This window comes from Enterobacter sp. MGH120, from assembly GCF_001037725.1.
GTDB classification, from domain to species: Bacteria; Pseudomonadota; Gammaproteobacteria; order Enterobacterales; family Enterobacteriaceae; genus Enterobacter; species Enterobacter hormaechei_C.
The window spans coordinates 4463998-4477014 of record NZ_KQ089940.1; the positions used below are offsets into that span (position 1 = coordinate 4463998).

The 13017-nt window shown below is 57.1% G+C and carries 8 protein-coding genes; 5 read left to right on the plus strand and 3 right to left on the minus strand.

The features are described 5' to 3' along the window. Positions 1-6: 6 nt before the first annotated feature. Together SK54_RS20875 and mgtA are read right to left on the minus strand one after the other, a co-directional pair. Complete coding sequence (locus SK54_RS20875) at positions 7-2391, minus strand: beta-N-acetylhexosaminidase (RefSeq protein ID WP_048247899.1); 2385 nt, start codon at positions 2389-2391, stop codon at positions 7-9. Positions 2392-2593: 202 nt separating this feature from the next. Continuing rightward, positions 2594-5302, minus strand: a complete 2709-nt coding sequence (mgtA, locus tag SK54_RS20880; protein WP_048247970.1) for a magnesium-translocating P-type ATPase — start codon at positions 5300-5302, stop codon at positions 2594-2596. A gap of 386 nt (positions 5303-5688) precedes the next feature. Between mgtA and treR the strand changes: the two genes are divergently transcribed. The 4 genes from treR to SK54_RS20900 all read left to right on the plus strand — a co-directional run bounded on the left by treR (position 5689) and on the right by SK54_RS20900 (position 10770). After that, on the plus strand, positions 5689-6636 hold the full coding sequence (gene treR / locus SK54_RS20885) for a trehalose operon repressor TreR (RefSeq protein ID WP_015572520.1): 948 nt from the start codon (positions 5689-5691) through the stop codon (positions 6634-6636). 127 nt (positions 6637-6763) lie between these two features. Continuing rightward, positions 6764-8182, plus strand: a complete 1419-nt coding sequence (treB, locus tag SK54_RS20890) for a PTS trehalose transporter subunit IIBC (RefSeq protein WP_020480548.1) — start codon at positions 6764-6766, stop codon at positions 8180-8182. Positions 8183-8233: 51 nt separating this feature from the next. Then, the gene (gene treC / locus SK54_RS20895) at positions 8234-9889 is read left to right on the plus strand and encodes an alpha,alpha-phosphotrehalase (RefSeq protein ID WP_048247901.1); all 1656 of its coding nucleotides are present in this window, start codon (positions 8234-8236) and stop codon (positions 9887-9889) included. Between the two features lie 134 nt (positions 9890-10023). Continuing rightward, positions 10024-10770 carry an oligogalacturonate-specific porin KdgM family protein gene (locus SK54_RS20900; RefSeq protein WP_032668656.1) on the plus strand — a complete coding sequence of 249 codons (747 nt, stop codon included), beginning with the start codon at positions 10024-10026 and terminating at the stop codon, positions 10768-10770. 8 nt (positions 10771-10778) lie between these two features. Here SK54_RS20900 and SK54_RS20905 read toward each other — a convergent pair whose 3' ends face one another. Continuing rightward, positions 10779-11438: a MurR/RpiR family transcriptional regulator gene (locus tag SK54_RS20905; RefSeq protein ID WP_015572516.1), complete on the minus strand. Its 660-nt coding sequence runs from the start codon at positions 11436-11438 to the stop codon at positions 10779-10781. Between the two features lie 179 nt (positions 11439-11617). Between SK54_RS20905 and SK54_RS20910 the strand changes: the two genes are divergently transcribed. Next, on the plus strand, positions 11618-13015 hold the full coding sequence (locus SK54_RS20910) for a PTS fructose transporter subunit IIC (protein ID WP_075550069.1): 1398 nt from the start codon (positions 11618-11620) through the stop codon (positions 13013-13015). Positions 13016-13017: the final 2 nt, after the last annotated feature.

Below are 13017 nucleotides of genomic sequence, written 5' to 3' on the forward strand. Positions count from 1 at the left end.
TATTTGTTACTGATTCCGCGTCGCCCTAAGCAGCGTCTCCAGCGGGTACACCGCCGCAATCACCACCTCGTCCTGGATCGTCGCCGCGTTATCCAGTTCGCTCTGGATCGACGCGATCTCGTTGTCGTCCAGCGTGCCCTGACGCGCCACCAGATCCGTCAGCCTCAGGCCAATCGAGGCCAGTTTATCCACCTCCTGGATCACCGGCTTAATGGCCTTCAGCTGATAGCTGTTTTCACTCAAGGCCAGCGCATCGCTGGTGTTGTTCTGCCAGCGGTTAAAGACGTGGCGCAGCGCGTCGGCGCTTTCCGTGTCTTCCGCGTCGCTCACCAGACGGTCCGCCCATTTATTCATCTGACGCACGGTCGCACTTTCCGCGTTTAGCGCGTCAGCGAGCCGGTTGAGCGGCTCAAACTGATGATAGTTTCCGGCCTGGAACTTAAGATGCTGGCGGGTGTAATACTGCGCCGGTTCAAGCGCCTGGGCGAGAATTTGCAGCGGAAGGGTATCCGCATTGTTGGCGAGGCGCGTGAACTGCACCTGCTGCTGGGTATGCTGCTGTAGTCCAGCCGACACCGTGGACCAACTGTCCATCGCCTGGAGCCGGGTATACATGTTGTCGATGTCGTTGACGTCCTTTGCCGACCATAGCCGCTCCGCCACCGCAAAGGCGCGCGGCCACAGACGGATATCCAGCACCGGCGCGACCACGTTTTCCGCCCACAGCGCGGCTTCACCGCCGAGCAGATTGGCCTCGTTCGCCGGGTCCGGCACCACCGGCGGTATGCCTTTTGGCACCGCGTCCAGACGCGTGCCGTCGATCGGGTAGCGGGCGTTACCCACCAGGAAATAGCCGCTGAGCTTATCGTTCTCAACAGAAACGACCGGACGCGTTTCACCCATCCAGGTATCAACGGTAAACGTTACCTGGTTGTCGTCCCGCCACTGAATGTTATCCACCGCCCGACGCGATTTCCCGGCAAAATCAATAAATCCACGCCACCCGGCATCGCCTTTCACCAGCGTAAAGCTGCCTTCCACCGGCTTGCCTTTCAGACGCGGCATGGAGAAAGCCCAGCTCTGGACGCTGTCGGTGTCCGCTATCACATCCACGCCGTTCAGCCCCTGCGGCACAATTTCATTGCGGTAGTGGTAGGCGGTGGATTGCGGCTGATCGAGGTAGAAACCGGTTGAGAGAATGCCCTTATAACCGTTCTGCGCCACCTGCCCCAGCGCGTCCTGTCCCTGCCAGGACTGGATCAGAATGCTTTTCGGCAGATCGGGATGGTAGATCTCATCCCAGCCAACCATCTGCCGGTGGTGCTTCTCAAGGATCGTCTCCAGCTTGCGGTTGAAATACGCCTGCAACGCGTGGCTGTCCGCCAGTTTGTTGTCGCGCATAAACGTCTGGATCGCAGCGTTCGCTTTCCACTGGCTGTCGTCAACCTCATCGCCGCCAATATGCAGATACGGATCCGGGAAGATCGCCGCCAGTTCGCTGACCATCGCGTCGGCAAAGGTATAAGTTGCCGCTTTGGTTGGATCCAGCACCGGCTTCAGCACGCCCCAGTGGCGCTCCATGGCGTACGGCCCCGGCGCGCTCATCAGCTCCGGGTAGGCGACGGCAATTGCCGAGGCGTGGCCCGGCATATCAATTTCCGGCACCACGCGTATGCCGCGCTCGGCAGCGTAACACACAATCTCGCGCATCTGCTCCGGGGTGTAGAACAGCCCATCGCTGGCAAGCTGGGTTAATTTTGGATAACGCTTCGAGGTAAAGCGCCAGCCCTGATCGTCCGTCAAATGCCAGTGCAGGACGTTGAGTTTGGCCGCGGCCATGCCGTCGATCTGGCGTTTAATATCCGGAATCGGGAGGAAGTGGCGCGCCGAATCGAGCAGCAGCCCGCGCCACGGGAAGCGCGGCGAATCTTCAATGGTCACCCACGGGATCGAGGTGTTTTCGGCGCCGTTCTGCATCAGCTGAAGCAAGGTTTCCATGGCGCGCAGCGCGCCAAAGCGGGTGTTGGCAGAGATATTTACGCCGTTGGCGTCCACCGTGAGTTTATAGCTCTCATCGCTGTCAGGCAGCGGCTGCGGCTTAACCTTTTTGGCGATGGCGATGCGGATGGTCGGCTTGTCAGGTTTTTCGGCCTGCGGCTGTAGCGTCCAGCCGGTTTGCAGCGCAATACGCTGGCGCAGGCGGTTGACCGCATCCCCCAGATCCTCGCCGCTGACGCTCACGGAGAGTTGATTGTTTAGCACCAGCGCGCCCTGAGTGGTCGGGCGTTCAACCTTCGCAGGCCAGGGCATTAAGGGAAGGTCGCCTGCCGGGGCGGCAAAGGCGGAGGCGCCGAGCATGAGCCCGGCGGTTAAGAGGCTGTACCGTAACATGAATGTTCCTTATCTGACGGGCCAAATACAGGCAAAACATTCTGTTAACATGCGCTCAAATTGTCGTCAAGCGAATGCGCCGACGGAGATCACAGGTTGTTGAATTTGGGAGGAAAGCTATTGCCCGGTGGCGCTGCGCTTACCGGGCCTACGTTTCGGGAGTAGGCCGGGTAAGGCGAAGCCGCCACCCGGCAAACATAATTTACTGCCACCCATACCGACGGCTATAGAACCCTTTCACCATCTGCGTCAGCACCATGTAGCCCGCGAGGATCGCCACCAGCCACGGGAAGTAGCTCAGCGGCAGCGCCTGAAGTTGCAGGTAGCTTGCCAGCGGCGAGAACGGCAGCGCGATCCCGAGCGCCATTACAATGCCCGTCATCACAATCAGCGGCCACGCGGCACGGCTCTGGATAAACGGAATGCGACGGGTGCGGATCATGTGCACAATCAGCGTCTGAGACAGCAGTCCCACCACGAACCAGCCGGACTGGAACAGCGTCTGGTGTTCTGGCGTATTCGCATGGAACACAAACCACATCAGGCAGAAGGTCAGAATGTCGAAGATAGAGCTGATCGGCCCAAAGAACAGCATAAAGCGCCCCAGATCGGCGGGGTTCCAGCGCTGCGGCTTCTGGATCTGCTCGTCGTCCACGTTATCAAACGGGATCGCCACCTGAGAGACATCGTACATCAGGTTCTGGATCAGCAGGTGCAGCGGCAGCATCGGCAGAAACGGCAGAAACGCGCTCGCTACCAGCACGCTGAAGACGTTGCCGAAGTTGGAGCTGGCGGTCATTTTGATGTATTTGAGCATATTGGCGAAGGTGCGACGCCCTTCGATGACGCCCTCTTCCAGCACCATCAGGCTCTTTTCCAGCAGAATGATATCCGCCGCTTCGCGGGCAATATCCACCGCGCCGTCCACGGAGATACCGATATCCGCCGCACGCAGGGCTGGCGCATCATTGATGCCGTCGCCCATAAAGCCCACTACGTGCCCTTCGCGACGCAGCAGAGTGACGATGCGCTCTTTATGCATCGGCGTCAGGCGGGCAAACAGCGTGGTGCGTTGGGCAAGCTCGGCCAGCTCATCGTAGGACAGGTGCTCAATGTCGCTCCCCACGACGACGTCGCCCGCGTCCAGGCCGACTTCGTGGCACACTTTGGCCGCCACCAGCTCGCTGTCGCCGGTGAGGATTTTGACGGTGATACCGCTCGCTTTCAGCGCTTTTAGCGCCGGCGCGGTGGTCTCTTTCGGCGGATCGAGGAATGCGATGTAACCTTCGAGGATCAAATCGGATTCATCGATACGCTGGTAGTCACCTTCCCGCGCAGGCAGGAACTTGCTGGCTACTGCCACCACGCGCAGCCCCTGACGGTTCAGGTTATCGGTGACGCGTTTGATGCGGCGCAGCATGGTCTCATCCAACGGCACGATCTCGCCGTTATGGCGCACCTGCGTGGAAACATTCAGGATCTCCTGCAATGCCCCTTTGCAGATCAGCTGATGTACGTCCGCCTGCTCGCTGACCACCACCGACATGCGGCGGCGCTCGAAGTCGAACGGGATTTCATCCACCTTCTGCCAGCGACCGGAGAGCGTGCGGGCAGACTCCTCGTCCACCCCTTCCAGCACCGCCACGTCGAGCAGGTTTTTCAGCCCGGTCTGATAGTGGCTGTTCAGCCAGGCGCTGTGGAGCACGCGCTCGCTGGTTTTTCCGGCGATGTCGGTGTGGTTCTCCAGCACGATTTTGTCCTGCGTCAGGGTGCCGGTTTTATCGGTGCAAAGGATGTCCATCGCGCCAAAGTTCTGGATGGCGTCGAGGTGTTTAACGATCACCTTTTGTTTAGAGAGTTTGACCGCCCCGCGCGCCAGCGTGGACGTGACAATCATCGGCAGCATTTCCGGCGTTAAGCCAACGGCCACGGAGAGCGCGAACAGCGCCGCTTCCCACCAGTCGCCTTTGGTGTAGCCGTTGATCAGCAGGACAATCGGCGTCATGACCATCATAAAGCGGATCAGCAGCATGCTGACGCGGCCAATGCCTTTCTGGAACGCATTCGGCTCGCTCTCCTGCTCGCTGACGCGTCCGGCAAGCTGTCCAAACCAGGTATTGCCGCCGGTGGCGGTGACAATCGCCTGCGCGGTGCCGCTGACCACCGTGGTGCCCATAAAGCACAGGGTGTCGCACTCCAGCGGGTTCATCTGCTGCGGATCGCGGGTCCGCGCTACCTTCTCTACGGGCAGGGACTCACCGGTGAGTGACGCCTGCGCGACGAACAGATCCCGCGCCTGGATGACGCGTAAATCCGCCGGGATCATGTCCCCCGCCGCCAGCTTCACCAGATCGCCCGGCACCAGCTGGTCAATGGGAAGCTCAATCCAGGCGTTCTCGCCGAGGTCGTTAATCACGCGCGACACGGTGGCGGTGTTGCTGACCATCGCTTTCAGGGCGTCCGCCGCTTTGGTGGAGCGCGCTTCCTGAATAAAGTTCAGCAGCGTGGAGATCCCCACCATCAGGGCAATCACGCCTGCGGCAAACAGATCTTCAGTGGCGTAAGAGATAATCCCGAGCACCGTCAACAGCAGGTTGAACGGATTGCGGTAGCAGAGCCACAGGTGGACCCACCAGGGAGAGGGTTTCTGCGCCGGGATCTGGTTATCGCCATGTTCCGCGCGGATTTTTAACACTTCTTGCGCGTTCAGCCCTTCCGGGTGGCCGCCAAAGGCGCGCCAGACTTCGTTTTCATCCATCGCCGCCACGTTCAGGCAGCGCTCGGTCAGGGAAGCGGGGATTGCCGCTCCCGCCATGGTGTTGGCATTTGGCAGCGGATCGCGCGCAATCAGGCGATGTGGCAGGTGACGGCTCAGCAGCGCTTGCAGCTGCCGGGTGATATTCTTCAGCATAGTCATTCCCCCGCATCCGCAAAGGCGGACGCAGTTTTCCCGCAGGCGTGGCAAAGCCGTACCTGTCAGGCACTTAATTTATCAAGCAGGAACGTATGAACGTTGCTGCCTCACGCCGGTGAGACAGCAAAAGGCTGGCTTACCGGAAAGAAGGTTTTCTCCTGGTCAGGAGAGGTGTGGGATCGGGATCCATGTGGCCTCCGGTAAGTAAAAAGTTGGGTATCGGCACGCAGTATAGTGATTTATCCATACCGTTTGTGACTAATCGGGCGGTATTATAACGCCCTGCAAATAAACCGAACGTAAACCAGACTTTGCCCATAGCGAATTCGCAGGATAGCATTAGGCTCAATTGATTATTTTATCGTTGTTACAGGGAATACAGCATGCAGAACCGCCTTACGATTAAAGATATCGCGCGTTTAAGCGGCGTGGGGAAATCGACTGTCTCACGCGTGCTGAACAACGAAAGCGGTGTCAGCGAGCGCACACGCGAGCGCGTCGAGGCGGTGATGAATCAGCACGGTTTTTCCCCTTCCCGCTCCGCGCGCGCCATGCGCGGGCAGAGCGATAAAGTGGTCGCCATTATTGTCTCGCGTCTGGATTCCCTCTCCGAAAACCTCGCCGTACAGACTATGCTGCCCGCGTTCTACGAGCAGGGCTACGATCCGATCATGATGGAGAGCAAGTTCTCCGCGCAAATGGTGGAGGAGCATCTCGGCATGCTTCAGCGCCGTAATATTGATGGCGTGGTGCTGTTTGGATTTACTGGCCTTAAGGAGGACGTGCTCAAACCCTGGCAGCCGTCACTGGTGCTGCTGGCGCGCGACGCCAGCGGGTTTGCCTCTGTCTGTTACGATGACGAAGGGGCGATCGTGATCCTGATGCAGCGCCTGTATGAACAGGGCCATCGGCATATCAGCTATCTCGGCGTGCCCCATGCCGACATCACCACCGGCAAGCGTCGCCATGAAGCGTACCTGGCGTTTTGTAAAAAACACAATCTCCCCGCCGTGGCCGCGCTGCCAGGTCTGGGTATGAAACAGGGATATGAACAGGTCGCCAGCGTGCTGACGCCACAAACCACCGCCCTGGTGTGCGCCACGGATACTCTGGCATTAGGTGCGAGCAAATATTTGCAGGAGCAGCGCATCGGGGAGCTGCAATTAGCGAGCGTGGGAAGCACGCCGCTGATGAAGTTCTTACACCCGGAGATTATCAGCGTTGATCCGGGTTATGCCGAGTCTGGGCGACAGGCAGCCGCGCAGCTGATCGAGCAGATTACCGGGCGCACCGAGCCCCGTCAGATCGTTATTCCTGCCCATCTCTCATAATTCTTTTGAATAGATTATTGTGATCTTCGCCCGATTTCGGGAACGTTCCCATTTTCGCCGTCACGTTGAAGGAGTAGGCTTGCGCACAGGTCATAACCCCTATCACCATCTGTCATGAGGTTTCATGATGAGTAAAGTCAAACAAACAGATATCGATCAGCTGATCGTCCTGGTCGGCGGACGCGATAACATCGCCACCGTCAGCCATTGCATTACCCGCCTGCGCTTCGTGCTGAACGATCCGGCCAAAGCCAACCCGAAGGCCATTGAAGAGCTTTCCATGGTTAAAGGCTGCTTCACCAACGCCGGGCAGTTTCAGGTGGTGATTGGTACCGAAGTGGGCGATTACTATCAGGCTCTGCTGGCGACTACCGGGCACTCTTCCGCCGATAAAGAGCAGGCGAAGAAGGCCGCGCGCCAGAATATGAAATGGCATGAGCAGCTGATTTCCCATTTTGCGGAGATCTTCTTCCCGCTGCTGCCAGCGCTGATCAGCGGGGGCTTAATTCTGGGCTTCCGTAACGTCATCGGCGATGTGCCAATGAGCGACGGCAAAACCCTGGCGCAGATGTACCCGGCGCTGCAAAGCATCTATGACTTCCTGTGGTTGATTGGCGAAGCGATCTTCTTCTATCTGCCGGTCGGGATCTGCTGGTCCGCGGTGCGCAAGATGGGCGGCACGCCAATTCTCGGTATCGTGCTCGGCGTGACGCTGGTCTCTCCGCAGTTAATGAACGCTTACTTACTTGGTCAGCAAACGCCAGAGGTGTGGAACTTTGGCCTGTTTACCATCGCCAAAGTGGGCTATCAGGCGCAGGTGATCCCGGCATTGCTGGCGGGCCTGGCGCTGGGCTTCATTGAGACGCGCCTGAAGCGCATCGTGCCGGATTACCTCTATCTGGTGGTGGTCCCGGTCTGCTCGCTGATCCTGGCGGTGTTCCTGGCGCACGCCTTTATCGGTCCGTTTGGCCGCATGATTGGCGACGGCGTGGCCTTCGCGGTCCGTCACCTGATGACCGGCAGCTTCGCGCCAATCGGTGCCGCGCTGTTTGGCTTCCTCTACGCTCCGCTGGTGATCACCGGCGTGCACCAGACCACGCTGGCGATTGATATGCAGATGATCCAGAGCCTCGGCGGTACGCCTGTCTGGCCGATCATCGCCCTGTCTAACATTGCGCAGGCCTCGGCGGTAACCGGCATCATCATCGTCAGCCGTAAGCACAACGAGCGAGAGATCTCCGTTCCGGCTGCCATCTCCGCTTACCTCGGCGTCACTGAACCGGCGATGTACGGTATCAACCTGAAATACCGCTTCCCGATGCTCTGCGCGATGATCGGCTCCGGTCTGGCGGGCTTGCTGTGCGGCCTGAACAGCGTGATGGCGAACGGGATTGGCGTCGGAGGCCTGCCGGGTATCCTCTCCATTCAGCCCGCGTTCTGGCAGGTATTTGCGCTGGCGATGGCGGTGGCGATTATCATCCCAATGGCGCTGACTACTGTGGTTTACCAGCGTAAGTTCCGTCAGGGCACGTTGCAGATTGTTTAATTCTCTCTTTCGGGGCGCAGTTGCGCCCCTTCGCATTTGCAGGAACGTACTATGAATACCCTTCCTCACTGGTGGCAGAACGGCGTCATCTATCAGATTTACCCAAAGAGTTTCCAGGACACCACCGGCAGCGGCACGGGCGATCTGCGCGGCGTGACGCAGCGCCTGGACTACCTGAAAACCCTCGGCATTGACGCCATCTGGCTGACGCCGTTTTATATCTCCCCGCAGGTGGATAACGGTTACGACGTGGCGAACTACACTGCCATCGACCCGACCTACGGCACGCTGGACGACTTTGACGAACTGGTTGCCCGGGCGCATGAATACGGCATCCGCATCGTGCTGGATATGGTCTTTAACCACACGTCCACGCAGCACGCCTGGTTCCGTGAGTCGCTGGATAAAGCGAGTCCGTACCGCCAGTTCTATATCTGGCGCGATGGTACGCCGGATACGCTTCCCAACAACTGGCGCTCCAAGTTTGGCGGCAACGCCTGGCGCTGGCACGCCGAAAGCGAGCAGTATTATCTGCACCTGTTCGCGCCGGAGCAGGCGGATCTCAACTGGGAAAACCCGGCGGTGCGCGCCGAGCTGAAAAAAGTGTGCGAGTTTTGGGCCGATCGCGGCGTGGACGGCTTGCGTCTGGACGTGATTAACCTGATTTCAAAAGATCAGGATTTCCCGGACGATACCCTCGGCGACGGTCGCCGCTTCTACACTGACGGGCCGCGCATCCACGAATATCTCCAGGAGATGAGCCGCGACGTCTTTACGCCGCGTAATCTGATGACGGTGGGCGAGATGTCCTCCACCTCGCTGGAGAACTGCCAACAGTACGCGTCTCTTGACGGCCGCGAGCTGTCGATGACCTTCAACTTCCACCACCTCAAGGTAGACTACCCCGGCGGCGAAAAATGGACGAAGGCGAAGCCGGACTTCGTGGCGCTAAAAACCCTTTTCCGCCACTGGCAGCAGGGGATGCACAACAAAGCCTGGAACGCGCTGTTCTGGTGTAACCATGACCAGCCGCGCATCGTGTCGCGCTTTGGTGACGAAGGGGAACACCGCGTGGCGGCGGCGAAAATGCTCGGCATGGTGCTGCACGGGATGCAGGGCACGCCGTATATCTACCAGGGTGAAGAACTGGGTATGACCAACCCGCATTTCAGCCGTATCACCGACTACCGCGACGTGGAAAGCCTGAACATGTTCGCCGAACAGCGGGCTAACGGTCGCGATACGGATGAACTACTGGCGATTCTGGCGAGTAAGTCACGCGATAATGGCCGCACGCCGATGCAGTGGGACGCCTCGCATAATGCGGGCTTTACCGAGGCCGAGCCGTGGATTGGCGTCTGCGACAACTACGAAACCGTGAACGCCCGCGCGGCGCTGGACGACCCCGATTCGGTGTTTTACACCTATCAGTCGCTGATTCGCCTGCGCAAAACCTTGTCGGTACTGACGTGGGGAGACTATGAAGATTTGCTTCCGGATCACCCTTCCCTGTGGTGCTACCGCCGCCAGTGGCAGGGACAAACGCTGATGGTGGTGGCGAACCTGAGCCACGCGCGCCAGCAGTGGCAGCCCGTCCCCGTAGAGGGAGCATGGCGGGTGGCACTCAGTAACTATGACGAGGTTCCCTCCCGACCCGATACGTTGCTATTGCGCCCGTTTGAAGCTATCTGGTGGGTGCAGGAATAAACCTCAGGAGATACAGCATGCTGTATCTCTTTTTTTATGTTTAGCGATACGCTAAATGTACGACGATAACTTTTACAATATGGCGCACTCAAAATAAAAATAGCCTGCCAATTAAATAACCTCGGCAGGATATTATGAAAAAGATAATTATTAAAGCAACGTGTATTAGCGCATTATTATTGAGCACACAGGGATGGTGCGGGAATACGTCCGTCGACCTTCGCTTTGGTCATAATACGCGCTCAGACGTAAATGATTCACGCATTAAGGTCATGCATCAGGCGAATAACGGTTTTTACTTCTCCGTTGAAGCCGCACAGAACCATAATAATACGTTTTTTGGTGATACCGACAGATATAATCCCGACGACAAGGGGTTAACGGAAGCGGCACAGGAAATCGAAACGCGCTGGCGTTTTGATCTGGGAAATGGTTTCGCCGTTGCGCCTGGCATGGTGACGGTTTTCACCGCCAGCAATACGCATTACCGCCCCTTCATTCAGGGCTGGAAAGCCTTCGATAACGGTCTGAATCTCTCCGCCCGTTACCGCTATAACACCGTCAATGACGCGCACAGCGATAAAGAACTCGACGGCAGCGGTTATACTCGCCGCCAGTCACACCAGTTCGACATTTGGTTCGCGTATAACATCGGCAAATTCGGTATGTCCTATAACCCGCGCTTCCGCTGGCAGGATAACGTCGATCAGGGAACCGGGGATGACACCTACTGGGAGCATACCGTCGCGTTCAACTACAAGCTCGACGATGGCTGGACGCCATACGTCGAACTGGTTTCACTGGATAAAACGTACATCAATAATGACGGCAACCATGAAAATGATTATGCCGTACGTCTGGGAATAGTGAAGCAGCTCTGACGGCCTGACTACACCGTATCGTGCTGTAGCAGCCTACAGCCGATACGGTCCACGGCGCTCAACAGTTCAAGCTGCCCTTCCCGCTGATACAGCGAAACCGCGTTAATGTCGATTGGTAACGGCCAGCATAGCGTTGAGATCGACGCCAGTGTCGACCCCTGACGGGTAATCGCAATAATCTTCAACCCTTTGCGCAGCGCGTTACGCGCCATTTCAATCAGCGACTGCGTCTCCCCGGATTTACTGATCAACACCAGCGTCCCCTTCGATACGCGTGTCAACTGGTGCATGTCATTCAAAATAAGGTGCGGCAGGCTCGCCAGCGACAAAAAGCGCGACAGGTAGTTGAGGCTGGTGAGCGAGGCTCCCCGTGCGTAAAGATAGATATGGCTGGAATGCGTAAGCAACCTGGAAACGTCTGTCACAATATCATCCGGCTGCGGCCCCACGTCGGGTGTAGCAGGTGCAGGTGTAAAATGGTCGCGTAAAAAACGGTACCGAAGCTCGGTATAGCTTTTATAGCCCATTTTTTTACATACACGATTAACGGATGTTGTCGTGGTAAAGGTATCACGGGCAATCTCTTTTGCCGATATATTAGAAATATTACACGCATGATGCTGAATGTATTCAAATATCAAACGTTCACTTCCCTGGAATGAATTCATCTATTACGCCCCGTTTAATCCCGAGATGATATTAACACAACAGAGAAATAGTCTCTGGAAGGCGCTTCACACATTGCATTTACGCGTATCACGATACGTAATTAGTATTAGCAAACATTAAAAACTGTTTTAGGTTCTCTTTATACTTCCCCTGTTTTCACATCCAGGGAATTATGACAATGACGAAACAAAAAGTTGTCGCGGTAACGGCCTGCCCGACGGGTATCGCACACACCTTTATGGCGGCGAATAAAATTATTGCATGGGCTAACGAGCACAATATCGAGGTAAAGGTCGAAACGCAGGGCAGCGATGGCGTTAAAAACCGCTTAACAAAACAGGATATCGCCTCCGCCACGGCCATTATTCTGGCAACCGACGTTCCCATTCAGGATGCCGAGCGTTTTGAAAACATTCCTCACCTTCAAACCCGCACACAAGAGCTGATCAAACATACCGATCGCTATCTGCGTCAGGCGCTGGCAAAGGAAAAAAACGTCACCACTGTCGCACAAGAAGACGATCTTCAGCGTTCGGCTTACCAGATTTTTATTGGCCATATTATGGCAGCCATCAGCTATATGCTGCCGGTGGTGGTGATGGGCGGGCTGATGATGGCGACGGCCAAAATAACCGGGCAGTTTATTAACATCGAACATTCGCCGTTCAGCGTGCTGGATAAAGTGGGCTTTATGACCATTAAGTTCATGTATCCCGTTTTTGCGATGTATCTGGCGTTTTCCATTGCCGGTAAACCGGCACTCATCCCCGGTCTTATTGGCGGCATCATGTCAGACGAAGTCTATAAGCGCTTCTTTGATATCGAAGGCTTTATGCCATCCGGCTTTTTCGGCGCCATTGGTATCGGCTTTTTTGTGGGCTATCTGGTGCGCTGGCTCAATGATTCGATTCACGTCCGCCAGCAGCTCACCACCATTAAAACCATGCTGCTCGTCCCGCTGATCACCGGCATTACGCTGGTGATGGTCATGGAATATTTGATTAACCCGATTTTTGGCTCGCTTAACCAGCTGATGGTGGTCTTTTTTACCTCGGCAGGTGACACCGGGCGCGGGTTCTATTCCGCGATGATTGCCGCGGGCACCGCGTTCGACCTGGGCGGTCCGGTCAACAAGGCGGCAGGCTCGGTCGCGCTCGGCCTGAATGGCATGAGCGAGACGTTTGATTTAACCGCCCGCGAACTCTCCATCGTGATCCCCTCCATTGGCGTCGGCTTTGCTGCGTTCCTCAACGGCCGCTTTGGATTACCGGATGTCTTTAGCCAGGAAGAGAAAACCGTCGGTAGCACCTCGCTGTTGCTGGGCGTGATTGGGATCTCCGAAGGCGCGATCCCGTTCATCCTGAAAAACCCACGTCTGATCCCGGTGTTCATGACCGGTGCCGTCGCCGGCGCGCTGGTCGCCATTACCCTTGGCGTGAAGCAGACGCTGCCTCTGCCATCCGTCTGGGGCTGGCCGCTGGCAACCAACGTGGCGGGCTACCTGGCGAGCGTCTTTATTGGCGCACTGATTTGCGCCCTGGGCGTGCTCTATGTCAGCCCAAAGAACGCCAGATAAGG